Annotated in this window: 19 protein-coding genes; 16 read left to right on the top strand and 3 right to left on the bottom strand. The window is 48.8% G+C overall.

Annotated elements, in window-relative coordinates:
- Nucleotides 1-75: 75 nt before the first annotated feature.
- Nucleotides 76-1104 carry an ABC transporter substrate-binding protein gene (locus tag Q1A40_RS02750; RefSeq protein WP_299997446.1) on the bottom strand — a complete coding sequence of 343 codons (1029 nt, stop codon included), beginning with the start codon at nucleotides 1102-1104 and terminating at the stop codon, nucleotides 76-78.
- A 215-nt stretch (nucleotides 1105-1319) separates the two neighbouring features.
- Between Q1A40_RS02750 and Q1A40_RS02745 the strand changes: the two genes are divergently transcribed.
- Complete coding sequence (locus Q1A40_RS02745) at nucleotides 1320-2354, top strand: LacI family DNA-binding transcriptional regulator (RefSeq protein WP_299997443.1); 1035 nt, start codon at nucleotides 1320-1322, stop codon at nucleotides 2352-2354.
- 119 nt (nucleotides 2355-2473) lie between these two features.
- Here Q1A40_RS02745 and ycaO read toward each other — a convergent pair whose 3' ends face one another.
- Nucleotides 2474-4237 carry a 30S ribosomal protein S12 methylthiotransferase accessory factor YcaO gene (gene ycaO, locus Q1A40_RS02740; RefSeq protein ID WP_299997440.1) on the bottom strand — a complete coding sequence of 588 codons (1764 nt, stop codon included), beginning with the start codon at nucleotides 4235-4237 and terminating at the stop codon, nucleotides 2474-2476.
- Nucleotides 4238-4709: 472 nt separating this feature from the next.
- On the opposite strand from ycaO, the gene serC reads away from it, so the two are divergent.
- From serC to kdsB, 11 genes are all read left to right on the top strand, one after another.
- The gene (gene serC / locus Q1A40_RS02735; RefSeq protein ID WP_299997438.1) at nucleotides 4710-5795 is read left to right on the top strand and encodes a 3-phosphoserine/phosphohydroxythreonine transaminase; all 1086 of its coding nucleotides are present in this window, start codon (nucleotides 4710-4712) and stop codon (nucleotides 5793-5795) included.
- 69 nt (nucleotides 5796-5864) lie between these two features.
- Nucleotides 5865-7148 carry a 3-phosphoshikimate 1-carboxyvinyltransferase gene (gene aroA / locus Q1A40_RS02730; RefSeq protein ID WP_299997902.1) on the top strand — a complete coding sequence of 428 codons (1284 nt, stop codon included), beginning with the start codon at nucleotides 5865-5867 and terminating at the stop codon, nucleotides 7146-7148.
- A 272-nt stretch (nucleotides 7149-7420) separates the two neighbouring features.
- Nucleotides 7421-8104 (top strand): (d)CMP kinase, encoded by a 684-nt coding sequence (gene cmk / locus Q1A40_RS02725; protein ID WP_299997898.1) that lies wholly within the window; start codon nucleotides 7421-7423, stop codon nucleotides 8102-8104.
- A 117-nt stretch (nucleotides 8105-8221) separates the two neighbouring features.
- Nucleotides 8222-9895: a 30S ribosomal protein S1 gene (gene rpsA / locus Q1A40_RS02720; RefSeq protein WP_259047972.1), complete on the top strand. Its 1674-nt coding sequence runs from the start codon at nucleotides 8222-8224 to the stop codon at nucleotides 9893-9895.
- Nucleotides 9896-9992: 97 nt separating this feature from the next.
- A complete protein-coding gene (gene ihfB / locus Q1A40_RS02715; RefSeq protein ID WP_299997433.1) occupies nucleotides 9993-10280 on the top strand; it encodes an integration host factor subunit beta in 288 nt (95 codons plus the stop codon).
- A gap of 216 nt (nucleotides 10281-10496) precedes the next feature.
- On the top strand, nucleotides 10497-12761 hold the full coding sequence (locus tag Q1A40_RS02710; RefSeq protein WP_299997430.1) for a DNA internalization-related competence protein ComEC/Rec2: 2265 nt from the start codon (nucleotides 10497-10499) through the stop codon (nucleotides 12759-12761).
- A 37-nt stretch (nucleotides 12762-12798) separates the two neighbouring features.
- Nucleotides 12799-14547, top strand: coding sequence for a lipid A ABC transporter ATP-binding protein/permease MsbA (msbA, locus tag Q1A40_RS02705; protein ID WP_299997427.1), 1749 nt, complete (start codon nucleotides 12799-12801; stop codon nucleotides 14545-14547).
- Complete coding sequence (gene lpxK / locus Q1A40_RS02700) at nucleotides 14544-15527, top strand: tetraacyldisaccharide 4'-kinase (protein ID WP_299997425.1); 984 nt, start codon at nucleotides 14544-14546, stop codon at nucleotides 15525-15527. Before msbA ends, lpxK begins: the two co-directional genes overlap by 4 nt.
- Nucleotides 15528-15572: 45 nt before the next feature.
- Nucleotides 15573-16805, top strand: a complete 1233-nt coding sequence (locus Q1A40_RS02695; protein WP_299997422.1) for a winged helix-turn-helix domain-containing protein — start codon at nucleotides 15573-15575, stop codon at nucleotides 16803-16805.
- Between the two features lie 100 nt (nucleotides 16806-16905).
- Nucleotides 16906-17088 carry a Trm112 family protein gene (locus Q1A40_RS02690; protein WP_299997419.1) on the top strand — a complete coding sequence of 61 codons (183 nt, stop codon included), beginning with the start codon at nucleotides 16906-16908 and terminating at the stop codon, nucleotides 17086-17088.
- On the top strand, nucleotides 17085-17834 hold the full coding sequence (gene kdsB, locus Q1A40_RS02685) for a 3-deoxy-manno-octulosonate cytidylyltransferase (protein WP_299997414.1): 750 nt from the start codon (nucleotides 17085-17087) through the stop codon (nucleotides 17832-17834). Before Q1A40_RS02690 ends, kdsB begins: the two co-directional genes overlap by 4 nt.
- 123 nt (nucleotides 17835-17957) lie before the next feature.
- Here the strand turns inward: kdsB and elyC are convergent, their stop codons facing one another.
- A complete protein-coding gene (gene elyC / locus Q1A40_RS02680; protein WP_299997412.1) occupies nucleotides 17958-18734 on the bottom strand; it encodes an envelope biogenesis factor ElyC in 777 nt (258 codons plus the stop codon).
- A 133-nt stretch (nucleotides 18735-18867) separates the two neighbouring features.
- Between elyC and cmoM the strand changes: the two genes are divergently transcribed.
- The 4 genes from cmoM to mukB are packed head-to-tail and all read left to right on the top strand — an operon-like array spanning nucleotide 18868 to nucleotide 26115.
- Nucleotides 18868-19644, top strand: a complete 777-nt coding sequence (gene cmoM, locus Q1A40_RS02675; RefSeq protein WP_299997409.1) for a tRNA uridine 5-oxyacetic acid(34) methyltransferase CmoM — start codon at nucleotides 18868-18870, stop codon at nucleotides 19642-19644.
- Between the two features lie 3 nt (nucleotides 19645-19647).
- Nucleotides 19648-20970, top strand: a complete 1323-nt coding sequence (gene mukF / locus Q1A40_RS02670; RefSeq protein WP_299997406.1) for a chromosome partition protein MukF — start codon at nucleotides 19648-19650, stop codon at nucleotides 20968-20970.
- Nucleotides 20951-21667 (top strand): chromosome partition protein MukE, encoded by a 717-nt coding sequence (gene mukE, locus Q1A40_RS02665; RefSeq protein ID WP_299997403.1) that lies wholly within the window; start codon nucleotides 20951-20953, stop codon nucleotides 21665-21667. Before mukF ends, mukE begins: the two co-directional genes overlap by 20 nt.
- Complete coding sequence (gene mukB, locus Q1A40_RS02660; protein WP_299997400.1) at nucleotides 21664-26115, top strand: chromosome partition protein MukB; 4452 nt, start codon at nucleotides 21664-21666, stop codon at nucleotides 26113-26115. The genes mukE and mukB overlap by 4 nt, the downstream gene beginning before the upstream one ends.
- Nucleotides 26116-26155: the final 40 nt, after the last annotated feature.

The raw sequence follows: 26155 nt of genomic DNA, 5'->3' as shown, positions 1-26155 counted from the left end.
TACCTCGAGCTGAAAACCTGTCTGAAGCGGACATCAGGCCGTGACCACCGCATTTCAGTCCTGAATGGGTATGGATTACTGTGCGTTTACGCCTATCTCTTTATCCCAGCGTCCTAGCAGGGCTTTACGTTTGGCAGAATCACCGTAGGTTTTGAAGTCGTAGTCGATAAGTTTTATGTTTTCGAAACGAGGGGCATATTCAGAAATCGCTGCTTCACGATTGGAAGGGAGCTGATAGGATTTTGCATCCTTCATATGTGACTGTGCTTCTGCACTTAGCGCCCAGTCATACCAGACTTTTGCATTTGAAAGGTTACGGGCACCCTTGACGATAGACATAGAACCAATTTCATATCCGGTGCCTTCACACGGTGCCACAGTCTTAATCGGGAAGCCATCCACTTCCATCGCTACCGCATCATGCATAAATACGATACCAACCGTGGTTTCTCCCCGAGCGGCTGATTTCACCGGTGCTGATCCCGATTTTGTGTATTGCGAAATATTGGCATTGAGCTTTTTGAGGTAATCGAAAGCCTCATCTTCACCCATGATTTGTGCCAGCGTAGCGAGTGTGTTGTAGGCGGTACCTGATGAGTTCGGGTTGGCAATCTGAATCTCACCTTTAAAACTCGGATCGAGTAGGTCAGCCCAGCACAGTGGTTCTTTCATTTTTTTATCGGCCACCAGCTTGGTGTTATAGCCCCAGCCGAGGGCTCCGGCGTAAATTCCTACAGTACGATAGTTTGAATTTTCTGCTTGTTTCTGCGCCCAGTCATGCTGCTGAGCTAACAGGGGGGATTTATACACTTGTGTTAACCCCTCTTCGGCGGCCTGCATATGCGGATCGCCGGTCCCTGCCCACCAAATATCAGTCCGTGGATTGCGGGATTCGCTACGCAGACGAGCGTAAGCCTCTCCTGCGGACAGGCGTACCATGCTTACATTGATCTCCGGATTTGTTTCACTGAAAATGCGCGTCATCTGCTCACAGACCACGACATCTGCCGAGCAGACGACATTTAAATTACCTGCCGCGCTGACAGTAAAAGGCAATGCGGTGCAACAGAGGGATAACGCGATAGCTATTGATGTAACTCGCATGATGTTCTCCTTGAGCTGTAGGGTAGTGTTTTTTGATATCTTTTTGCACGTGTGTGCAAATTAGTAATGAATAATAAATTGGCTGTCAAATGCATTGTTAAGCAATTGGTAGAGCGCGTCACAAAAATGCAACAATTGAGGTGCTAATAAAATTGCACAGCTTTGCAAGTTGAGGCAAAATCATCATTCGCTATGAAGGCGCAGAGGAAAGCGGTATGCAAAATGATAAAACGGTAGTGAGCGCGCAGGACGTGGCCAATCGAGCTGGGGTGTCACGATCGGCTGTCTCCCGTACCTATACGCCGGGTGCCAGCGTATCGGATGCAACCCGGGCTCGGGTAATAAAAGCGGCTCAGGAACTTGGCTATCACGTCAACCATCTGGCGCGAGGGCTGGTACGTAATCGCAGTGGTATTGTCTGCCTGATCGTGTCTGAAATCGCGACACCTTATCGTGCGATGTTGTTGAGTCGATTAACGCAGTTTTTGCAGGATGCAGGAAAGGTCGCGATGGTGATTAACACCGACCGTTCTGACAACAGTGTGTCTGCCGCTCTGCAACAGGCGATTAATTTTCGTGCAGATGCCTCCATTATTCTTTCCGGGATGCCGGACCGTGCCATCACACAGCAGTGCTATAAACACGGACAGAGCATTATTTTAATTAATCGGGATGAAGCTCTGCCTGGTTCGCTCAGCATTAATCTGGATGCGATACGTGAGGCGGAAACGGCTGTGATGGCATTTCAACGTGCTGGCTGTCGGCATCTGGCGTTTGCCAATTCTCTGGCCGGCACACCGAGTCTGCTGAAGCGTGAATCCTCATTTGTTACAGCGGCAGAGCGGGCCGGGTTAACCGTAACGGTGGAACGCACAGGCAACACATCGTACGAGAGTGGACAACTGCTTGCCCAGCGTTTACTCACCCGTCATCAGCGACCGGATGCGGTATTTTGTGTCACAGATCTGGTCGCTTGTGGTTTTATGGATGAAGCGAGACAGCGTTTTTCGCTGAAGATACCAGAAGATTTATGCGTGATAGGGTATGACAACATTCCGCAAGCGGGATGGACTTCCTACAATCTGACCACTTTCGCGCAGCCAGTGGATATTTTTGCCCGTGATGCGGTGAAATGGCTGACAGATATCGGACAGGGTGAGGCAGGCTCAGTTCCTCAAGGGGAACAAGAACACCACACGTTGCTCTATCAGGCCGATGTTGTGTGGCGGGGATCTGTACGAGGCGGATAACCTGTGAGCAGCGTAAGAAAAAATGCCAGAACGCAATACGTTCTGGCATTAATTAAACTATTCAGGACTGGTATATACCGACATACTGTCGGGAAAACTTGCCTGAAAGCTGCGGGTGATTAGTTTTTCTGCCAGTAACGCGCTTTCGCACGCTGTAATTTCTCATACGCTTTTAACAGTGCCTGATGCGCAGGGAAGGCAAGCAGATCGCTATCGACGGGTTGCAGGCCATAGAATGGCTCTTCGCCACTGATAGCAGCACTGGCGGCTTCTACTGCATCGCTACCATACATCCGGGTGAAAGCGTAATGATATTGTAACGGCTCCCGCTCTTCTTCCTGAGCCAATAGCAGCAGAGTTTGCAGACAACGGTAGTAATTCGCGCGTTCAGGGCTGAAAACAGAAGCGTTGAACTCGATAGTCCATTCCGTCCAGATAAGGGCTTGTTCTAAGTCCCCTCCCGCCAGAGCCAGCATGGCTTTAAGCTCGCCAATACGCAGGGTATACCAACCATTATCTTTACCGGTGGCGAGGCCCAGCAGTTCACGGACGCGAGTAAAGTCGTCATGGCCTTCTTCATCGAGCAGTGCTATCAGATCCAAGTACTCTTCCGGCGTCGCTTCGCTGCCCGGTAAAGAAAGCAGGGTCTCACGAAGATGGCTGCCCATATTATTGTTGGCCAGTAATAAATCTTCAGCAGGATAAATATCAGACATACCTGGTACGATGATGCGGCAGGCATAGACATCAAGGTGCTGATAATCAGCAATATACACTTCTTTGCCTTCAGCATTGAAGATAGCCATCAGCGTGGCAAATTCTTGCTCAGTGGTACCAGAGAAGCTCCAGTCGACGAACGGATAATCCGCATCTTGTTTGAACATATCCCAGGAAATCAAACCACTTGAGTCGATAAAGTGGGTTTCCAGGTTGGTATGCTCGGCAACTTCTTCGTCATCAAACGTCGGTGGCGTAAAGACATCCAAATCTTTGAGGCCACGGCCTTGCAGCAACTCAGTGACAGTACGCTCAAGCGCAACACCAAAATCAGGATGAGCGCCAAATGACGCAAAGCAGGTTCCGTTTGCCGGGTTAAACAGCACGACACAGATAACCGGATATTTTCCACCCAGAGAAGCATCATAGGAGAGGATAGGGAAACCTTCAGCTTCCAGGGTGTTGATAGCATCCAGCACGCCTGGATAGCGTGCCAGTACTTCAGCGGGGATCTCTGGCAGACTGATGCTTTCAGCAATGATGCGATTTTTAATATGACGCTCGAAAACTTCAGATAATCCCTGAACGCGTGCTTCATTCGCTGTGTTACCCGCGGACATACCGTTAGATACGTACAGGTTACCGACAATATTCATTGGAATATAAACGGTATTTTGAGAGGACTGACGAGTGAAGGGCAGAGCGCAGATACCCCGGTCTTCATTACCTGATTGCAGGTCAACCAGCATACCTGCGGTTAACTCTTGTTCAGGATCGTAAAATGCACGCAGGTAATCATCGAGAATACCAGCAGGCAACTGCTCATCTTCCGGGATAGGGAACCATTTTTCATTAGGATAATGCACGAAATCGCTGTTAGCGATGGCATTACCTAACCAGAAATCAGCGAAGAAATAGTTTGTTGATAGACGTTCGAAATACTCACCTAATGCAGAAGCCAGGGCCGCCTTTTTAGTGGCACCTTTACCGTTGGTGAAGCACAAAGGACAATCTTTGTCGCGAATATGTACTGACCAGACATTGGGTACAGGATTCAGCCAAGAGGCTTCTTCAATGTTAAAACCAAGGTCAGTCAGTTGTTTTTGGAAGCGGGCAATAGAATCTTCCAGAGCGGCATCTTTGCCAGGGATAAAGGTTTGGGTCATGGCTTTCACTATAGGTGGTACGCAAGGAGCCTGATAATACGTGTTTTACCGCCTCGACGCTATCCTCTCCCGAGTCCGGTTAAACGTTAGTTAAAATGTAAAGAAATTCGGCTTTTTCGTATTACCGGTATTGCGGTTTTATCCCGGAGGGTTATAGGGTTCTCTGGGGGGGAGGATGCTGTTTTACCATCATAAATCGGGCGGTTTTTTCGCTTGCTGGAATATTGTATGGTTGCTTTCCTTTAACATTCTTCCCTTGCCACGGATTAACCGTTGCATCCTGCTATCAGTGAGTGATAAAACCGATATACCCGTCATACTTCAAGTTGTTTGAGTGTTGCCGCAGTAGAGACTGCTGAATCGCATAGTTTGTCTGTGCTCATCGCTTGTCTGAACTCGCGCCTACAAGCAACGCGAATTATTTTGGGTATAAGCTAATAGAAACTTATTGTTCGAGGCGTGGTGAGGGGAAATGACACAGGTATACAATTTTAGTTCCGGACCGGCAATGCTACCGGCTGAAGTACTTCGTCGTGCACAGCAGGAATTATGTGACTGGCAAGGTTTGGGCACTTCGGTGATGGAAATCAGCCACCGTAGTAAAGAGTTTATTAAAGTAGCGGAAGAATCGGCACAAGATCTGCGCGATTTGTTGCAAATCCCCTCTAACTATAAAATTTTATTTTGCCATGGTGGTGGTCGCGGTCAGTTTGCCGGCGTCCCGTTAAATTTGTTGGGTGATAAAACCACCGCAGATTATTTTGATGGTGGTTACTGGGCTGCCAGCGCCATTAAAGAAGCAAAGAAATATTGTCAGCCAGTTGCCCATGATGTGAAAATCTTGGTTGACGGTAAACGCGCGATTAAACCAATGCGCGACTGGCAGGTTTCTGAGAACAGCGCATTTGTGCATTACTGCCCGAATGAAACTATCGATGGTATCTCTATCGATGAAACACCTGACTTCGGCGATACCATCGTCGCGGCAGACTTTTCTTCCACTATTCTTTCGCGCCCTTTGGATATCAGCCGATTTGGCGTGATTTATGCTGGCGCTCAGAAGAACATCGGTCCTGCTGGTCTGACGCTGGTGATTGTCCGCGAAGATTTACTGGGTAAGGCCCATCAGTCCTGTCCTTCTGTTCTGGATTACTCTGTTTTAGACCAGAATGATTCTATGTTTAACACCCCACCTACTTTTGCCTGGTATCTCTCTGGTCTGGTCTTTAAATGGCTGAAAGAGCAGGGCGGTGTGGCAGCGATGGATAAAATTAACCAGTCTAAAGCCGATTTGTTATACGGCGTGATTGATAACAGTGATTTTTATCGCAATGATGTGGCAGCGAGCAATCGTTCACGTATGAATGTTCCCTTCCAGCTGGCAGATAACACACTGGATAAACTGTTCCTTGAGGAGTCCTTCGCTGCTGGTCTGCATGCTCTGAAAGGCCACCGCGTTGCGGGCGGTATGCGAGCATCGATTTATAATGCGATGCCGCTGGAAGGCGTAAAAGCCCTGACCGACTTTATGGTAGACTTCGAACGCCGTCGAGGCTAATCGCATCTGGCCCCGTATACGGATCTACGGGGTTTTTATTCTGTCTGTATTGAGAGTATTTTGTCCATGCTGGAATCCCTGACATTACAACCTATCAGTCTGGTTGACGGAACCATTAATCTTCCTGGTTCAAAGAGCGTTTCGAACCGCGCATTGCTGCTGGCCGCTTTGGCGAATGGCACTACGGTGCTGACCAATTTGCTGGACAGTGATGATGTCCGACATATGCTCAATGCGTTAAGCATCCTGGGCGTCACTTATACGCTTTCCGCCGATCGTACACGTTGTGAAGTCGTCGGTGTCGGCGGACCTTTACAGGTTGCGGGCGAACATGAATTATTCTTAGGCAATGCGGGTACCGCTATGCGTCCATTGGCGGCGGCACTGTGCCTGGGGAGCAACAATATCGTGCTTACAGGTGAGCCCCGGATGAAAGAACGTCCGATTGGTCATCTGGTGGATGCCTTACGCCAGGGTGGCGCGCAAATTGAGTATCTTGAACAAACTGACTATCCGCCCATTCATCTGCGTGGGGGTTTTGTCGGTGGTAAAGTAACGGTGGATGGTAGCGTATCAAGCCAGTTTCTTACCGCACTGTTAATGACAGCGCCACTGGCACCGCAAGATACCGAAATCACCATTAAAGGCGACTTGGTCTCTAAACCTTATATCGATATTACTCTGCACCTGATGAAGACTTTTGGTGTCACGATTGAAAACCGTGATTACCAGAGTTTTGTCGTTAAAGGTGGTCAGCAATATCAGTCGCCAGGAGCTTATCTGGTAGAAGGCGATGCTTCTTCCGCGTCCTATTTTCTTGCTGCCGGGGCCATTAAAGGTGGCAAAGTGACGGTGACCGGTATTGGTCGTAATAGTGTTCAGGGGGATATCCGTTTTGCCGATGTACTGGAAAAAATGGGGGCCAAAATTACCTGGGGTGAGGACTTTATTGCCTGTGAGCGCGGTGAGTTAAATGCTATCGATATGGATATGAACCATATTCCTGATGCTGCGATGACTATTGCGACTGCTGCACTGTTTGCTAAAGGCACCACGACACTGCGTAATATTTATAACTGGCGCGTGAAAGAGACCGATCGTCTCAGTGCGATGGCGACTGAGTTACGTAAAGTGGGTGCTGAGGTTGAAGAAGGGGAGGACTACATTAGGGTCCAGCCACCTGTTCAGCTGAAATTTGCCGAAATTGGTACCTACAATGACCACCGTATGGCGATGTGTTTCTCGCTGGTGGCGCTTTCAGATACTCCGGTGAAAATTTTGGATCCTAAATGTACCGCTAAAACGTTCCCGGACTATTTTGAACAACTGGCCGGGATCAGTACGCTGGCGTAAGTCAGTTATCTGAACCAGAGAACAAAGAGAAAGGATGTTCCACCCTTTCTCTTTTCTCTGGCATCAGTAATCTCTTTGACTCTTCACGACGAATATCTGTAAATTGCATCCTGCTCAGTGTTTTTCGTTTTTGTCCTGCGTCTCATCGTGTAATTATTCGGCATGTGATTGACTTTACCAGGATATTTACGTGGAAAAGTAACGATTCTGATGATTGCAACGCTATAATACCCTGAATTGATATTCTGCGAGTCTGGCGAAAGGAAAAAATGATGACGGCTATTGCCCCAGTGATAACGATTGATGGTCCAAGTGGTGCAGGTAAGGGCACGCTTTGTAAAGCTATGGCTAAAGCGTTGCAATGGCATCTGCTCGACTCCGGTGCTATATATCGTGTGTTGGCATTAGCAGCGTTACATCATCATGTTGATATCAGTTCTGAGGATGCCTTGGTTCCCCTTGCGGCCCACTTGGATGTCCGTTTTGTTTCAACAGAGATGCAGGTAGGAACCATTCTTGAAGGCGAAGATGTTAGTGCTGAAATTCGCACTCAGGATGTCGCTGAAGTAGCCTCAAAGATAGCTGCTTTCCCTCGCGTTCGTGAGGCGTTACTGCGCCGTCAGCGTGCATTTCGTGATTTTCCTGGCCTAATAGCCGATGGTCGTGATATGGGCACAGTGGTGTTTCCTGACGCCCCGGTAAAGATTTTTCTCGATGCTTCAGCAGAAGAACGTGCCGACAGACGCATGCGGCAGTTGCAGGAACAAGGCATTAGTGTTAACTTTGAGCGCCTTTTGGTCGAGATAAAGGACCGGGACGATAGAGATCGTAACCGACCTGTTGCGCCATTAGTGCCTGCTCAAGATGCACTCATTCTGGATTCCACCGGTATGAGTATTGAGCAAGTGATTGAAAAATCACTGGAATACGCCAGGGTTAAGCTGGCGCTCGTTTGAAATAACGACTAAATCCCAATAACCTGCTGCAAAGGATTGCGTGCAGGCATGTGAAACAACCCCATCCGGCATGATGCTAGATGGACGTTAAATTGAAGAATCCTGAAGATTATCAATATGACTGAATCTTTTGCTCAACTATTTGAAGAGTCCCTGAAAGAAATCGAAACCCGCCCGGGTTCTATCGTTCGTGGTGTTGTTGTTGCTATCGACAAAGATATCGTACTGGTTGACGCCGGTCTGAAATCTGAGTCCGCCATTCCGGCTGAGCAGTTCAAAAACGCCCAGGGCGAGCTGGAAATCCAGGTTGGTGACGAAGTTGACGTTGCTCTGGATGCAGTAGAAGACGGCTTCGGTGAAACCCTGCTGTCCCGCGAGAAAGCTAAACGTCATGAAGCTTGGATCACGCTGGAAAAAGCTTACGAAGACGCTGAAACTGTTACCGGTGTTATTAACGGCAAAGTCAAGGGCGGCTTCACTGTTGAGCTGAACGGTATTCGTGCGTTCCTGCCAGGTTCACTGGTTGATGTTCGTCCGGTCCGTGACACTCTGCACCTGGAAGGCAAAGAGCTTGAGTTTAAAGTTATCAAGCTTGATCAGAAGCGTAACAACGTTGTTGTTTCTCGCCGTGCAGTTATCGAGTCTGAGAACAGTGCAGAACGTGATCAGCTGCTGGAAAACCTGCAAGAAGGCATGGAAGTTAAAGGTATCGTTAAGAACCTTACTGACTACGGTGCATTCGTTGACCTGGGTGGCGTAGACGGCCTGTTGCACATCACTGATATGGCATGGAAACGCGTTAAGCATCCAAGCGAAATCGTGAATGTTGGCGATGAAATCACTGTTAAAGTTCTGAAATTTGACCGTGAGCGTACTCGTGTTTCCCTCGGCCTGAAACAGCTGGGCGAAGATCCATGGGTAGCTATCGCTAAACGTTATCCAGAAGGTACCAAACTGACTGGTCGCGTAACTAACCTGACTGATTACGGTTGCTTCGTAGAAATCGAAGAAGGCGTAGAAGGTCTGGTACACGTGTCTGAAATGGATTGGACCAACAAAAACATCCACCCATCCAAAGTTGTTAACGTTGGTGACGTAGTGGAAGTTATGGTTCTGGATATCGACGAAGAACGTCGTCGTATCTCCCTGGGTCTGAAACAGTGTAAATCTAACCCATGGCAGTTGTTTGCTGAGACTCACAACAAAGGCGATCGCGTTGAAGGTAAAATCAAGTCAATCACTGACTTTGGTATCTTCATCGGCCTGGACGGTGGTATCGACGGTCTGGTTCACCTGTCTGACATCTCCTGGAACGTTACAGGCGAAGAAGCAGTTCGTGAATACAAAAAAGGTGATGAAATCGCCGCTGTTGTTCTGCAAGTTGACGCAGAGCGCGAGCGTATCTCCCTGGGCGTTAAGCAACTGGCTGAAGATCCGTTCAACAACTACGTTGCAGTAAACAAAAAAGGCACTATCGTTAACGGTAAAGTGACCGCAGTTGATGCTAAAGGTGCTACAGTTGAACTGGCTGATGGCGTTGAAGGCTACCTGCGTGCTTCCGAAGCGTCACGTGACCGCGTTGAAGATGCAACTCTGGTTCTGAATGTTGGCGACGATGTTGAAGCTAAATTCACCGGTGTTGATCGCAAAAACCGTATCGTTAGTCTGTCTGTACGTGCTAAAGACGAAGCTGACGAGAAAGATGCTATTGCTTCTGTTAATAACAAACCAGAAGAAAGCAACTTCTCTAGCGCTATGGCTGAAGCATTCAAAGCAGCTAAAGGCGAATAATCTACAGCATTTTTTTGCAAAGTAGATAACAAGGCGACTTTGGTCGCCTTGGTTCGATTGATAGCTGTAAGTTTATCTAATGAAAACTGGAGGGATCATGACCAAGTCAGAATTGATCGAAAGACTTGCAACCCAGCAATCTCATATTCCAGCGAAGTCTGTGGAAGATGCAGTTAAAGAGATGCTGGAACATATGGCCTCTACGCTCGCCCAAGGTGAACGTATTGAAATCCGAGGTTTCGGCAGTTTTTCCTTACACTATCGCGCACCTCGCACCGGTCGTAATCCAAAAACAGGTGATAAAGTCTCGCTGGAAGGTAAATACGTTCCGCACTTTAAGCCGGGTAAAGAGTTACGTGACCGTGCCAATCTCTACAGTAATTAATATCCTGATATTAATTACAGCGAAAAACGATACCCTGAGGTGTCGTTTTTTTTTGCCTGCTAATTAAGAACTGCGATCGACTACCCGTCTCTTATTCTCTCCTGCGGTAAATGATAAATCTCTGTTGATAACGGATCGCAGAAGTAGTTTTTTGCACCAGACATCCGTTTGTTAAACGCGCAGGCTCTTGATTCTGAGAGCGATAAGAGTGTGTTTATGCCGAGAACTGTTTGTCTGACGTTAATTATCGGGCTTCTTCCTTTAGGGTGGCTGCCTGTTATTCCCTCCCAGATCTTGCTGATTACGCTGATCGGTGTCGCACTGCTTTTACTCTCAGGTCGAAAAAAAATCTCTCGTCTGGCTGGACTGGTTATGCTTTTTTTTTGCTGGGGATGTCTGTCAGCGGCTCAGATCCTGGCCTTTTTTCAGCAGATACCCACCACCCCAGTAAATGCTGAAATAGTGATAACCAGCAGTGATGGCCAACAACATCACCAGGCAAAAATAGTGAGCCTGTCTGGAAGGCTGCTGTTTCCTCAGCCGGGGGTAAGAATTTATAGTTCGCGGCTACCTACAGCAGTATGTGCGGGCCAGCATCTTAAGGTCTCAATGAAACTGCGCCCGCTACATGGACAGTTAAATGAGGGGAATTTTGATAACCAGAGATTTTATCTCGCACAGGGCATATTATTTAGTGGGCGAGTATTAACGGCTCAAACCCTTTCTGAGAGCTGTAGTCTGCAATCTCAATGGATGTCGGCAGTGCAACGCCATATTGGCCGCTTACCGATGCAATCCATTATGATGGCACTCTTGTTTGGCGACAGAAGCCAGATGTCTGAACAGCATAAACAATTGCTTAATCAGACCGGTACGGCGCATCTTATGGCTATTTCTGGAATGCATATTTCTCTGGCAGCCGGACTCGGGTGGTTAATGGGGAGGGCATGTCAGATAGTGCTGCCAGCGTATTATATCGGTTTTCGATTTCCGTTGTTTTGCGCGCTGGTTATGGCTTCAGGCTATACCTGGTTGTCGGGTAGCAATCCGCCTGCATTACGTGCAATGTTTGCTTTGATAATTTGGTCTTCACTACGCATCAGTGGTCGAAACTGGTCATCATGGGACGTCTGGTTGGTCTGTATTGCCGGCTTACTCTTTTCTAATCCGTTGGTCTTATTATCAGAGAGTTTTTTTCTTTCTGCTCTGGCAGTCGCGGTGCTAATTTTTTGGTATCAGTGGGTGCCCTTGCCCGAGAGAGTGAGAACCTGGTCCTGGTACTTGCGTTATCCTGTACAGCTACTGCATTTACAGGCAGGAATTATGTTGTTACTGCTGCCACTACAGATTCATATTTTTCATGGCATCAGTTTTAGCGCTCTGGCGGCGAATTTATTTGCAGTGCCACTGGTTTCTTTTGTCGTGGTTCCTTTGCTTATAGCAGCATTATTTCTGAATGATGTTTCATTGGTGGGGGAGTATCTTTGGCTGATAGCTGACAGGGTACTGGCTGTTCTGTTTCAGTTACTGGCATCTTTGCCCGACGGCTGGGTTAGCGTTGAAAAGCGGATGCTGTGGCTAAGTTTTTTCGGCTGGATTAGCGTCGTCTGCTGGCGTACTGGCGCCTGGAAACATTATAAAACTGCTTTACTTGTCGCCATAACGGCTGTCATTCTTGGTCACCATCGTACTTTAGCACCACCTGCGGTATGGAAAATGACTATGCTGGATATCGGGCATGGTTTGGCTGTTGCTCTTATTCGTAATAATCGGGTGTTGCTCTACGATACTGGAGGAGTGTGGGCGAAGGGAGATGCGGCGATTCAAACCATCATTCCCTGGCTAAAATGGCATGACCTGACACTGGATGCCATTGTGTTAAGTCATGAACATCTGGATCATATTGGCGGGCTAAAAAGTTTGCAACGTTTGTTACCTTCCGTGAGTGTCCGCAGTTCATTGGGCTGGGATAATCATCTGCCATGCTATCGCGGCATCAACTGGGAGTGGGAAGGGCTACAGTTTGATGTTCACTGGCCGCCGCCAGAAGAGCGTTTGCGGGGGAATAATAATTCATGTGTCGTCAGAGTAAGTGACGGTTATCATCGATTATTACTGACGGGGGATCTGGAGGCGAGCGCAGAATTCGCCATGCTGAGGCGAGAGAATCAGCATCTGGAGGCGGATTTTATTCAGGTTCCTCATCATGGAAGCCGAACTTCATCGACTGAAGCATTGTTAAAAGCTGTTGCAGGTAAGGTGGCATTTGCCTCCACCTCACGCTATAACCAGTGGCACTTGCCTTCAGCCAGGATTGTCAATCGTTACCAAAAAAATGGTTACCAGTGGTACGATACGCCCCATTCAGGTCAACTGACTCTCTCAATAGACCACGAAAAATGGCAAGTTTTTGGATTCCGGGAGCAAATAATGCCCCGTTGGTATCATCAGTGGTTTGGCGTCATCGGTGATAATGAGTAGAATGTACGGCTATTTACTATAAGGCTGGTTCGATTTAATGCTTAACGATAAAGATCTTTCCACGTGGCAGACTTTCCGCCGGCTCTGGCCGATGATTTCCCCTTTCAGGGCTGGCCTGATTGTCGCGGCAATGGCGTTAGTACTTAACGCAGCCAGCGACACTTTTATGCTGTCGTTACTTAAACCGTTACTGGATGACGGTTTTGGTAAAACGGAGTCATCCGTTCTGAAGTGGATGCCATTAGTGGTGATTGGTTTGATGGTATTGCGTGGTATCACGAGTTATGTTTCGTCTTACTGCATTTCCTGGGTATCCGGTAAAGTGGTGATGCATATGCGTCGCCGTCTGTTCAGCCATATGATGGGGATGCCCGTCTCTTTCTTTGACCAACAATCCACAGGTACTCTGTTATCTCGCATAACCTATGACTCTGAGCAGGTTGCCTCCTCTTCTTCTGGCGCGCTCGTGACTGTGGTGCGTGAAGGAGCATCAATTATTGGTTTGTTTGTACTGATGTTTTGGTACAGCTGGCAGCTTTCATTGATCCTTATCGTGCTGGCACCAATAGTCTCTTTAGCGATTGGTTTTGTTTCAAAACGGTTCCGCAATATCAGTAAAAATATGCAGAACACCATGGGGCATGTGACGACCAGCGCGGAACAGATGCTTAAAGGGCATAAAGAAGTCCTGATTTTTGGTGGTCAGGAAGTTGAAACTAAGCGTTTTGATAAAGTCAGTAACCGTATGCGCCAGCAGGGAATGAAACTGGTATCAGCTTCATCGATTGCAGACCCGGTGATTCAATTTATTGCCTCTCTGGCGCTGGCATTTGTCTTGTATGCTGCGAGCTTCCCAAGTGTCATGGAAACGCTGACAGCGGGGACGATCACGGTTGTCTTCTCCTCAATGATTGCTTTAATGCGCCCATTGAAATCACTGACTAACGTGAATGCACAGTTTCAGCGTGGAATGGCAGCCTGTCAGACTTTGTTTGCTATTCTGGATTCTGAGCAAGAGGAAGACAGCGGTAAACGGGTGATTGAACGTTCTAAAGGTGATGTCGAGTTCCGTAATGTGACATTTACCTATCCTGGCCGTGATATTCCGGCACTGCGCGATGTGAATTTAATGATCCCGGCAGGCAAAACGGTTGCTCTGGTAGGGCGTTCTGGCTCAGGAAAATCAACCATCGCCAGTCTTATTACGCGTTTCTACGATGCCCAACAGGGTGAGATCCTGATCGATGGGCATAAAGTCCATGATTACACGCTGGCTTCACTGCGTAATCAGGTGGCATTGGTTTCTCAGCATGTTTATTTGTTCAATGACACTATCGCCAATAATATCGCCTATGCCCGTACTGAGCAGTATTCACGGGAAGATATTGAAAAAGCCGCACGCATGGCACATGCGATGGACTTTATCAATAAGATGGAAAAAGGACTCGATACCGTGATAGGGGAAAATGGTGTCATGCTTTCAGGCGGACAGCGGCAGCGTATTGCCATTGCTCGCGCTTTATTACGTGATAGCCCAATCCTTATTCTCGACGAAGCGACCTCGGCACTGGATACCGAATCTGAGCGTGCTATCCAGGCTGCGTTAGATGAGCTGCAAAAAAACCGTACCTCCCTGGTGATTGCTCACCGCTTGTCGACTATCGAGAAAGCCGACGAAATTGTGGTGGTGGAAGATGGTTGTATTGTTGAGCGTGGCTCTCATCATGAGTTACTGGAACAAGCTGGTATTTATGCCCAGCTTCATAAAATGCAGTTTGGCGCATGATTGAACGTATCTGGTCGGGGAAGTCGTGGCTCTATTTGCTGTTGCTTCCCTTTTCCTGGCTTTACGGTCTTGTTAGTGTCGCCATTCGCCTGTCTTATAAACTGGGGCTGCGCAAGTCTTGGCGGGCACCGGTTCCAGTGGTCGTGGTAGGAAATCTTACCGCTGGCGGCAATGGTAAAACGCCTGTAGTTATTTGGCTGGTGGAGCAGTTACAGCAGCGTGGTATCAAAGTTGGAGTAGTGTCACGGGGTTATGGTGGAAAAGCCGCCTCGTATCCCTTAATACTGACTTCTGATACTTCAACGGCAGAAGCAGGAGATGAACCGGTACTTATTTACCAACGTACCGGAGCCAGTGTCGCGGTGGCTCCAAAACGCAGCGCGGCTGTTCAGGCATTACTCGTATCCACATCACCGCAAATTATTATTACAGACGACGGCTTACAGCACTATGCCCTGGCGAGGGATAAAGAAATTGTGGTGGTGGATGGCGTTCGGCGTTTTGGCAATGGCTGGTGGTTGCCTGCGGGACCGATGCGGGAGCGAGCAGCACGCCTTGATACGGTTGATGCTGTGATTGTTAATGGCGGAACCGCAGGCGCTCATGAAATAGCGATGCAGCTTATTCCGGGTGAGGTGGTTCATCTCAATAGTGGCAGGCGTCTGCCACTGCAACAACTCTCTAATGTGGTGGCGATGGCCGGTATCGGGCATCCGCCTCGTTTTTTTAATACTCTTGTCAGTGCCGGTGTTGTACCCGTAAAAACGGTGGCACTGACCGATCATCAGGCATTAGGAGAGAGAGAGATTAATGCTCTCACCCAGCCCGGCCAGACATTACTGATGACAGAAAAAGACGCGGTCAAATATCGCAGATATGCAGGGACAGAGTCTGACTGGTGGTATTTACCGGTTGATGCTCATCTTGACTCTCCTGCTGCCACGGTTCTGCTCGATTCACTGGTTAAGTTGGTCAAGTAACGTTTATGCCACGTAGCGTCGTTCGTTAATGACAGGAAGCCGCAGATGACTATTTTAAATATTTCGCTTCAAGCGGCCCGAAATATACATCTTGCTGCTCAAGGATTACTGTATAAACCTCGTTTGTCGGTTGATCATCAGGCCATCAATGACACCATTTCACGCATGTCATTACTGCAAATCGATACCATTAATATTGTTGCCCGCAGTCCCTACCTGGTGCTATTTAGCCGTCTCGGATGCTACCCGCCAGAATTACTGAATCAGGCTCTGGCCAAGGGGGATCTGATTGAATACTGGGCGCATGAGGCCTGCTTTTTACCCAGGCAAGATTTTAAGCTGATACGTCACCGGATGCTGAATCCGGACAACATGGGGTGGAAGTACCGACCTGAATGGATGCAGCAACATGCTGCTGATATTGAACAACTACTAAAACATATTGAGCAGTACGGGCCTGTACGCTCTGCTGATTTTAGCGCACAAAGCAAAGGTGCCAGCGGCTGGTGGTCATGGAAGCCACAAAAAAAGCATCTCGAAGGTTTGTTTACCGCTGGCAAGCTGATGGTCATTGAACGACGCAATTTTCAGCGAGTCTATGACTTGACTGAACGTGTCATGCCGGAGTGGGATGACGCTTTGCATGGCTTGGAACAACAACAGGCTGAACGGCTTATGTTGGATAACAGTGCCCGCAGTTTAGGCATTTTTCGCCCGGAATGGCTGGCTGATTACTATCGTCTGAAGAATATCCCCTTAAAATCCTGGATTATGACGGAACTTGATTCTGACCGATTACGCCAGATTGAGGTGGATTCTCTGGGCACTATGCTGGTGCACCATAGTGCCTATACTTTACTTGAAAAAGCCCGGAACAATAAGTTAAAGGCAACGCATAGCACAGTACTGTCGCCCTTTGATCCTGTGGTCTGGGACAGGCGTAGAGCCGAGGCATTGTTTAATTTTTCCTATCGGCTTGAATGTTACACCCCAGCCGAAAAACGCAAATACGGCTACTTTGTGTTGCCCTTACTGCATAAAGGTCAACTGGTTGGCAGAATAGATGCCAAAATGCATCGCAAGCAAGGTGAGCTGGAAATCATTAATCTTTATTCTGAAGAAGGAATAAAGGTAACTGCAGGCCTATTGACGGGATTACAAGCTGCACTGACGGAATTTGCTCAGTGGCAATCCGCTTCATCTGTTCGTCTGAGTGGAGCCCCTGCTACCTTCAGAGAGGTTTGGGGGCTGGGCTGGGAAATCACTCAAAGAGAGTGATACCGGTCATACTTAGCGCCATTTTAGAATTCTCTTCACCAGAAATTCGAGTTATTTGGGTATATTTATGGGTATTGTAAGAATACCTCCAGGAGTTGTTATGGAAAGTCGTTTACTTGAAATCATCGCTTGCCCTGTGTGCAATGGGAAGCTCCATTTTAGCCACGATAAACAAGAGCTTATTTGTAAGCCTGATGGTCTGGCTTTCCCGATCCGCGACGGTATTCCGGTATTACTGGAAAACGAAGCACGGACGTTAACTTCTGACGAGATCCACCCATGAGTTTTGTCGCGATTATTCCCGCTCGCTTCGCCTCAACGCGTTTGCCAGGCAAACCGCTAAAGGATATCAACGGCAAGCCAATGATTGTCCATGTGCTGGAACGGGCTCGTGAGTCAGGCGCTGACAGAATTATTGTTGCCACTGATAATATTGATGTCGCCCATGCAGTCGAAGCGGCGGGCGGAGAAGTTTGCCTGACCAGCCCCGATCATCAGTCGGGTACGGAGCGGCTGGCGGAAGTCATTGAAAAATGTGCCTTCAGCGATGATCAGGTGATTGTCAATGTACAGGGGGATGAGCCGATGATCCCGCCTGTGATTATTAAGCAGGTTGCCGATAATGTTGCTGCCAGTGAGGCCGGTATGGCGACCCTGGCTGTACCTATCACGACAGCTGAAGAGGCATTTAACCCTAATGCCGTAAAAGTGGTGATGGACGCTCAGGGGTATGCGCTCTATTTTTCCCGTGCGACAATTCCCTGGGATCGTGAGCGTTTTATGCACAGCCGCGAACAAATTGGCTCGCACTTTTTACGCCATATTGGTATTTACGGTTACCGGGCTGGATTTATCCGCCGTTATGTCAGTTGGTCCGCCAGCCCGCTGGAACAGATAGAAATGCTCGAGCAACTGCGGGTATTGTGGCACGGTGAAAAAATCCATGTTGCGGTTGCAAAAGAAGTTCCGGGGGTGGGCGTTGATACCCCGGAAGATTTAGAACGCGTGCGTTTAAGTATGATTCAGTGATTTAACGTTTTCACAGCCAAAACCAGACACCCAAACCGCGGCGTGTCTGGTTTATCGTTTATACTTCTCCAGCATCTTAATATCGTTATTTATCGGGTCAGTTCATTCAGGGCGGAGAGGATGTCAATTTTCTGCTGTCTCTTTTGGCGCGCGCAGTGCCTGCCACATTCTCCCCAGCGTTTCATAAACCGCGCTATGGCTGTGCATCAGCCAGGTGGGTGAGGGGAATGCTCTTTCCCAGGGATTCAGCGGGGAAGTGATAGCCAGCTGATTAGCCGGGGCCGGAAGAGGATACATGCCTGCCTGGTTAAAGAAAATCATTGCACGTGGCAGGTGTGAAGCTGAAGTCAGCAGAATAAAAGGCTGTTGTCCGACGATAGTTGAGACGGCCTGCGCTTCTTCTTCGGTATCCCGGGCCATGTCGAGGGTGATAATATGCGTTCGCGGTACACCCAGACTTTCAGCAACCCGCGCACCGGCGTCCGCAGTGGTGACGTTATTGCCGATAGCCGCAGCACCGGTAAAAATTAATTTTGCTTCCGGGCGTGTTTGCCACAGTCTGACAGCTTCAGTAACTCGCGGTAGATTATTGGCAAACAGATTTGAGCTTGGTGCCCAATCTGGGTTCCAGGTATAGCCTCCGCCCAGAACCACGATATAATCAACCCCATCATTTTGCAGCCTTGTCTGATAGGTATCTTCGATAGGTTTCAGTAATCTGTCCGCAACAGGTTGCAGGCTTAACAGCAATAATATTAGCCAGCTGAAGGTAAGCAGACCCTTGCCTGTCTTTTGCCAGCGGGTAAACCAGAGCAAAATAATAGCCAGACCCATCAGTAACAATAGCAAAGGCAGAGGTTGTAGCAGGCCACCAACGACTTTTTTTAGCACGAAAAACATGAACTCTGGCTCCTTTTTTAGCCATCTGGCAGGTAAACTCTGGCGATATTACACCAAATGGGTTCATTATCTGTCGGGCTGTGCCAAAATAAGTGTTTTGTCAGGTGACCCTTTTTGCCACGGAGCTGGATTAATGGCCGATCGTAATTTTGACGATATCGCCGAAAAATTTTCGCGCAACATTTATGGCACGACTAAAGGCCAACTACGACAGGCTATCCTCTGGCAGGATCTGGATAAATTTCTTGCAACCCAACCTCCAGGCCTCCGTGTGCTCGATGCAGGCGGTGGGGAAGGGCAAACAGCGCTCCGTTTTGCAGAACGTGGTCATCAGGTGACATTATGTGATGTCTCGGGCGAAATGATCGTCCGGGCGAAAGCACAAGCTATACAGCAGGGACTCAGTGATCGGATGCATTTTATCCAGGCATCTGCTCAGGATATGGCACAGCATTTGGACAGTCAGGTAGATCTGTTATTATTTCATGCCGTGCTGGAGTGGGTTGCCTCTCCGCAAGCGGTACTGGAGTCTCTTTGGCATTGTTTGCGCCCTGGGGGAACTTTGTCGCTGATGTTTTACAATGCTAATGGATTACTGATGCATAATATGGTGGTCGGTAATCTGGAATATGTTGAGCAAGGAATGCCAAAGAAGAAAAAACGTACATTGTCACCCAACAATCCGCTGCAGCCAGAGCAGGTCTACCACTGGCTGGAGCAAATTGGCTGGGAAATTACCGGAAAAACCGGTGTACGGGTGTTTCATGATTACCTGCGTAATAAACAGCACCAAAAAGAAAAATTCGATGATTTGCTGACGCTTGAGACGCGTTATTGCCGGCAAGAACCCTATATCAGTTTTGGCCGCTATATTCATGTCACCGCGTTTAAGCCGCAGAGCAAAGGATAAATTATGAGTGGTTTTTCCCAGACCGTGCCGGAACTGGTTACCTGGGCCAGGAAAAATGATTTTTCTATTTCCCTGCCCACTGAACGTCTTACTTTTTTATTGGCGATTGCCACTCTGAATGGTGAGCGGCTGGATGGCGAGCTGAGCGAAGGTGAGCTGGTTGATGCCTTTCGTTTCGTCAGTGAAGGTTTTGATCAGACCAGTGAAACCATTGCGGTCAGAGCCAATAATGCGATTAACGATTTGGTGCGTCAGCGCTTGATTAACCGTTTTGTCAGTGAGACATCTGATGGTAATGCCATTTACCGCCTTACCCCCCTAGGAATGGGGATCACTGACTACTATATTCGTCAGCGTGAATTCTCTACTTTAAGGCTATCGATGCAACTTTCCGTGGTCGCGGGTGAGTTAAAACATGCCGCCAACGCGGCCGATGAACAAGGGGATGAAATTCACTGGCATCGTAATGTCTATGCGCCACTCAAATATTCGGTTGCGGAGATCTTCGACAGTATTGATTTGACACAGCGCATCATGGATGAGCAGCAACAGCTGGTGAAAGACGAAATTTCTCAGTTACTGAATAAAGACTGGCGAGCGGCCATTTCAAGTTGTGAGCTGTTACTGTCAGAAACCTCAGGCACCCTGCGCGAACTGCAAGATACTCTGGAAGCTGCCGGTGATAAAATGCAGGCCAATCTGTTGCGCATTCAGGACTCAATAGTGGGCCATGACGATTTACAGTTTATCGACAGGCTGATTTTTGATCTGCAAGCAAAGCTCGACCGTATTATAAGCTGGGGCCAGCAATCAATTGATTTATGGATTGGCTACGATCGCCACGTTCACAAATTTATTCGTACCGCCATTGATATGGATAAAAACCGCGTTTTTGCCCAGCGTTTACGTCAATCAGTACAGACCTATCTCGATACCCCCTGGACACTGACTTATGCCAGTGCTGACCGTCTGCTTGATATGCGTGATGAAGAGATGAGCCTGCGGGATGAAGAGGTGACCGGTGAGTTGCCTGACAGCCTGGAATTTGAAGAATTTAATGAAATACGCGAACAGCTGGCAGCCCTGATTGAAGCTGCACTTCAGACCTATAAAACGCAGCAGATCCCGCTAGATTTAGGCCTGGTAATGAAAGAGTTTCTGGCCCAATATCCGCGAGCGCGTCATTTTGATGTTGCCCGAATTGTGGTTGACCAAGCCGTACGTTTAGGGATAGCGGAAGCTGATTTCACCGGTTTGCCAGCGAACTGGCAAACAATTAATGATTATGGAGCCAAGGTACAAGCGCATGTCATCAACAAATATTGAACACGTGATGCCAGCTAAGCTGGCACAGGCGCTGGCGAACTCTCTCTTTCCGGCCCTCGATAGCCAGTTACGTGCCGGGCGCCATATCAGCCAGGATGAGCTGGATAATCATGCCTTTTTAATGGACTTCCAGATTTACCTGGAATCCTTCTATGCGCGCTACCATGTCGAACTGATCCGCGCCCCGGAGGGCTTTTTCTATCTCCGTCCCCGCTCAAGCACCCTTATTCCCCGCTCTACCTTGTCAGAGCTGGATATGATGGTCGGAAAAATACTCTGCTATCTCTACCTGAGTCCGGAACGACTGGCCAATGAAGGTATCTTCACTCAGGTTGAACTGTATGATGAATTGCTGACCCTGGCGGATGAGAGCAAACTCCTCAAGTTGGTAAATAACCGTTCCACAGGCTCTGATTTAGATCGCCAGAAACTCCAGGAAAAAGTCCGCGCTTCGCTGACGCGTCTGCGTCGTCTGGGTATGATTTGGTTTATGGGGCACGACAGCAGTAAGTTTCGTATCACCGAGTCTGTATTCCGTTTTGGTGCTGATGTACGCAGTGGTGATGACCCACGTGAGGCACAGTTACGGATGATCCGTGATGGCGAGGCGATGCCTATAGAGAATCGCTTACAACTCGACGATGAGACAGAAGAAGTCGTTGCTGATTCAGGTAACGCGGAGGATGAACAGGAATGATTGAACGCGGTAAGTTTCGCTCACTAACGCTGGTTAACTGGAACGGTTTTTTTGCCCGTACCTTTGATCTTGATGAGCTGGTCACTACATTATCGGGTGGTAATGGCGCGGGTAAGTCTACGACAATGGCGGCTTTTGTTACTGCCCTGATCCCTGATCTGACGCTGCTGCACTTTCGTAATACCACTGAAGCGGGTGCCACTTCTGGTTCTCGGGATAAGGGGCTGCATGGTAAGCTGAAAGCCGGGGTCTGTTATGCGGTGCTGGATGTCGTAAATTCCCGTCACCAGCGCGTAATGGTCGGGGTGCGTCTTCAGCAAATTGCTGGCCGCGACCGTAAAGTGGATATCAAACCCTTTGCCATTCAAGGTCTGCCAGACACATTTAAACCCACCCAACTGTTAACCGAAACGCTGAATGAGCGTCAGGCTCGGGTACTGAGTCTGAACGAGTTAAAAGAGAAAGTTGAGGGAATTGAAAATGTTCAGTTCAAAGCTTTTAACTCGATAACCGAATATCACTCTCTGATGTTTGATTTAGGCATTGTCGCGCGTCGTCTGCGTACCGCCTCCGATCGTAGTAAGTATTACCGGCTGATTGAAGCGTCATTGTATGGCGGGATCTCCAGCGCCATTACCCGTTCACTACGTGACTATTTGTTGCCGGAAAACAGCGGAGTACGTAAAGCATTCCAGGATATGGAGGCGGCATTACGTGAAAACCGCCTGACGCTGGAAGCGATTCGTGTCACCCAGTCTGATCGTGATTTGTTTAAGCATCTGATCACTGAAGCCACGCATTACGTGGCTGCTGACTATATGCGCCATGCCAATGAGCGACGCGTTCATCTTGATAAAGCGCTGGAGTGGCGGCGTGAGCTGTTTATCAGCCGCCAGCAGCTGGCTGCTGAGCAGTATAAGCATGTGGAGATGGCGCGTGAACTTGGCGAGCACAATGGAGCTGAAGAAGATCTCGAGGCATCCTATCAGGCAGCCAGTGACAATTTAAATCTGGTACAAACCGCGCTGCGTCAGCAAGAGAAAATTGAGCGTTACGAAGGGGATCTGGAAGAGCTTCAGATCCGCCTTGAAGAACAAAATGAAATTGTTGCCGAAGCGATTGAACAACAAGAAGAAAATGAAGCACGTACAGAAGCAACAGATCTGGAAGTGGATGAGCTGAAAAGCCAGCTTGCTGATTACCAGCAGGCACTCGACGTTCAACAGACGCGGGCGATTCAGTATCAGCAAGCACTTGAAGCGCTGGAACGTGCGCGCAGTCAGTGCCATCTTCCAGACCTGACTCTCGATAGTGCTGAGGAATGGCTGGAAACCTTCCAGGCAAAAGAGACAGAAGCGACCGAAACGCTATTGTCCCTGGAACAAAAAATTCGTGTTTCCGAAACAGCACACAGCCAGTTTGAACAAGCCTATCAGTTACTCACCGCAATTAATGGGCCAGTCAGTCGCGGTGATGCCTTTGAAACGGCACGCGAACTGATTCGTGACAGTCATAACCAGCGCCATCTGTCAGACCAGGTACAACCTCTGCGTATGCGCTTAAACGAGCTGGAACAGCGCCGCCGCGATCAACAAGAAGCAGAACGACTGCTGAATGACTTCTGTAAGCGTCAGGGTAAACAAATCGATCCTGAGGATCTGGAAGCGCTGCATGATGAGCTGGAAGCTCAAATAGCAACGCTTTCGCATACCGTTTCTGAAGCCAGTGAACAGCGTGCTGCTCTACGCCAGGAGCTGGAACAGCTACAGGCGCGAGTGAAAATGCTGAACTTGCGTGCTCCGGTATGGATTGCTGCCCAAACCAGTCTTAATCAGCTATGTGAACAAAGTCATGAAGAGTTTGAAACTAGCCAGCAAGTGACTGAGTACATGCAGCAACTGCTGGAGCTGGAACGTGAGTCGACCGTTGAGCGAGACGAAGTCGGAAATAAAAAACGCCTGGTCGATGAAGAAATTGAATTACTGAGTCAGCCTGGTGGTGCCGGCGATCCTCGTCTTAATACTCTGGCGGAGCGCTTTGGTGGTGTACTGTTGTCGGAAATTTATGACGACATCAGCCTTGATGATGCACCTTATTTTTCAGCACTCTATGGTCCGTCTCGTCACGCGATAGTGGTACCCGATTTATCGCTGGTGCGTACACATCTTGATAGTCTGGAAGATTGTCCGGAAGATCTCTATTTTATTGAAGGCGATCCCTCCTCCTTCGATGACAGTGTCTTTAGCGTTGAAGAGTTAACCAGCGCGGTTTTAGTGAAGAGTGGCGATCGGCAGTGGCGCTATTCACGGTTGCCAGAATTACCCCTGTTTGGCCGTGCCGCGCGTGAAAACCGCATCGAAGCCCTGCATGCTGAGCGTGAAATTCTCTCCGAACGTTTTGCAACACTGTCGTTTGATGTTCAGAAAAATCAGCGTTTGCACCATGCATTCAGCCGTTTTATTGGCCAGCACTTAGGCGTGGCATTTGACGACGATCCTGAAGTGGAGCTGCGTCAGTTAAGCAGCCGCCGTGGTGAGCTTGAACGCGCTATCAGCCAACATGAAAATGCCACCCAGCATCAGCATGTACAGTTTGAACAAGCGAAGGAGGGCGTCAGTCAGCTTAATCGCCTGCTGCCACGTATTGGGGTATTAAGCGATGAAACGCTGGTCGACCGCTGCGAAGAGATACAGGCGCACCTTGATGAGGCAGAGGAAGCGGCGCGCTTTATGCAGCAGCACGGTAATCAGTTGATAAAACTGGAGGCTGTGGTCAGTGTTCTGCAAAGTGATCCTGAACAGTTTGAGCAACTGAAAGATGATTATGCCCATGCCCAGCAAATGCAGCGTGATGCTCGTCAGCGTGCGTTCTCGTTAACCGAAGTGGTGCAACGTCGGGCGCATTTTGGCTACAGTGATTCGGCAGCGATGCTCGACGGTAACAGTGATTTAAACGAAAAATTACGTCAGCGTCTGGCACAGGCGGAAAGCGACAGAGCGCGTGCTCGTGATACGTTACGCCAGCATACTCAGCAGCTAGGCCAATACAATCAGTTGCTGGCGTCGTTGAAAAGTGCCTTTGACACCAAGAATGAGCTACTGAAAGAACTGCATAAAGAGCTTCAGGATATTGGTGTCCGTGCTGACAGCGGAGCAGAAGAGCGGGCGCGTATTCGTCGGGATGAATTGCATGCCAGCCTCAACAGTAACCGTCTACGCCGTAACCAGCTGGAAAAACAGCTCACGTTCTGCGAAGCGGAAATGAATAACCTGACCCGTAAACTCAAACAGCTGGAACGTAACTATCTGGAAATACGTGAACAGGTTGTGGTGGCGAAAGCTGGCTGGTGTGCGGTGATGCGGATGGTGAAAGATAACGGCGTTGAACGCCGCTTACACCGTCGGGAGCTGGCCTATCAGACAGCGGATGAACTGCGTTCTATGTCGGATAAGGCATTGGGTGCGCTTCGCCTGGCGGTTGCCGATAATGAACATCTGCGCGATGTTTTACGTTTATCCGAAGATCCAAAACGTCCGGAAAGAAAAATTCAGTTCTTTGTTGCGGTATATCAGCATCTCCGGGAGCGTATCCGTCAGGATATCATTCGTACCGATGACCCGGTTGAAGCCATTGAACAGATGGAAATTGAGTTGAGCCGTCTGACCGAAGAACTGACTTCCCGTGAGCAGAAACTGGCAATCAGTTCCCGTAGTGTGGCGAATATTATTCGCAAGACTATCCAGCGTGAGCAGAACCGTATTCGCATGCTTAACCAGGGCTTGCAGAGTGTCTCTTTCGGACAGGTTAATAGCGTGCGTTTGAATGTGAATGTGCGCGAAGCACACTCGACATTGCTTACCGTGTTGTCCGAACAGCATGAGCAACATCAGGATCTGTTTAACAGTAATCGCCTGACGTTCTCTGAAGCGCTGGCGAAACTCTATCAGCGTCTGAATCCACAGATTGATACGGGACAGCGTACGCCGCAAACCATTGGTGAAGAACTTCTGGACTACCGTAACTATCTGGAAATGGAAGTGGAAGTGAATCGTGGGTCCGATGGCTGGTTACGTGCAGAAAGTGGTGCGTTGTCGACCGGGGAAGCGATTGGTACCGGGATGTCCATTCTGGTGATGGTGGTGCAAAGCTGGGAAGAAGAGTCCAGCCGCTTACGTGGTAAAGACATTTCACCTTGCCGTCTGCTGTTCCTTGATGAAGCGGCGCGTTTGGATGCCAAGTCCATTGCCACCCTGTTTGAGCTTTGCGAACGGTTACAGATGCAGTTGATCATTGCGGCGCCTGAGAATATCAGTCCGGAAAAAGGCACAACCTATAAACTGGTGCGTAAAGTGTTCCAGAATACCGAGCATGTGCATGTGGTAGGACTGCGGGGATTTGCGCCTCCGGTTGCGCCTGAAGCACAGCCAGAATCACAGGATGCATCGTGATGTGATCTTCGGTAAGTGAAAGAAAACGGGCATGGAAATA

The organism is uncultured Cedecea sp. (genome assembly GCF_947498825.1).
In the GTDB taxonomy this organism is placed as follows: domain Bacteria; phylum Pseudomonadota; class Gammaproteobacteria; order Enterobacterales; family Enterobacteriaceae; genus JGM124.
Note: the sequence above shows the minus strand (reverse complement) of the source record. Positions and strands in the feature narration are given on the sequence as shown.

What these genes read in the sequence shown, in the direction of transcription:
- mukF (WP_299997406.1), top strand. Translation starts at nt 19,648, where the DNA reads ATGAGTGGTTTTTCCCAGACCGTGCCGGAACTGGTTACCTGGGCCAGG.
- mukB (WP_299997400.1), top strand. Translation starts at nt 21,664, where the DNA reads ATGATTGAACGCGGTAAGTTTCGCTCACTAACGCTGGTTAACTGGAAC.
- Q1A40_RS02695 (WP_299997422.1), top strand. Translation starts at nt 15,573, where the DNA reads ATGACTATTTTAAATATTTCGCTTCAAGCGGCCCGAAATATACATCTT.
- Q1A40_RS02745 (WP_299997443.1), top strand. Translation starts at nt 1,320, where the DNA reads ATGCAAAATGATAAAACGGTAGTGAGCGCGCAGGACGTGGCCAATCGA.
- ihfB (WP_299997433.1), top strand. Translation starts at nt 9,993, where the DNA reads ATGACCAAGTCAGAATTGATCGAAAGACTTGCAACCCAGCAATCTCAT.
- elyC (WP_299997412.1), bottom strand. Translation starts at nt 18,734, where the DNA reads ATGTTTTTCGTGCTAAAAAAAGTCGTTGGTGGCCTGCTACAACCTCTG.
- Q1A40_RS02750 (WP_299997446.1), bottom strand. Translation starts at nt 1,104, where the DNA reads ATGCGAGTTACATCAATAGCTATCGCGTTATCCCTCTGTTGCACCGCA.
- mukE (WP_299997403.1), top strand. Translation starts at nt 20,951, where the DNA reads ATGTCATCAACAAATATTGAACACGTGATGCCAGCTAAGCTGGCACAG.
- cmoM (WP_299997409.1), top strand. Translation starts at nt 18,868, where the DNA reads ATGGCCGATCGTAATTTTGACGATATCGCCGAAAAATTTTCGCGCAAC.
- cmk (WP_299997898.1), top strand. Translation starts at nt 7,421, where the DNA reads ATGACGGCTATTGCCCCAGTGATAACGATTGATGGTCCAAGTGGTGCA.
- lpxK (WP_299997425.1), top strand. Translation starts at nt 14,544, where the DNA reads ATGATTGAACGTATCTGGTCGGGGAAGTCGTGGCTCTATTTGCTGTTG.
- rpsA (WP_259047972.1), top strand. Translation starts at nt 8,222, where the DNA reads ATGACTGAATCTTTTGCTCAACTATTTGAAGAGTCCCTGAAAGAAATC.
- serC (WP_299997438.1), top strand. Translation starts at nt 4,710, where the DNA reads ATGACACAGGTATACAATTTTAGTTCCGGACCGGCAATGCTACCGGCT.
- msbA (WP_299997427.1), top strand. Translation starts at nt 12,799, where the DNA reads ATGCTTAACGATAAAGATCTTTCCACGTGGCAGACTTTCCGCCGGCTC.
- Q1A40_RS02710 (WP_299997430.1), top strand. Translation starts at nt 10,497, where the DNA reads ATGCCGAGAACTGTTTGTCTGACGTTAATTATCGGGCTTCTTCCTTTA.
- Q1A40_RS02690 (WP_299997419.1), top strand. Translation starts at nt 16,906, where the DNA reads ATGGAAAGTCGTTTACTTGAAATCATCGCTTGCCCTGTGTGCAATGGG.
- ycaO (WP_299997440.1), bottom strand. Translation starts at nt 4,237, where the DNA reads ATGACCCAAACCTTTATCCCTGGCAAAGATGCCGCTCTGGAAGATTCT.
- kdsB (WP_299997414.1), top strand. Translation starts at nt 17,085, where the DNA reads ATGAGTTTTGTCGCGATTATTCCCGCTCGCTTCGCCTCAACGCGTTTG.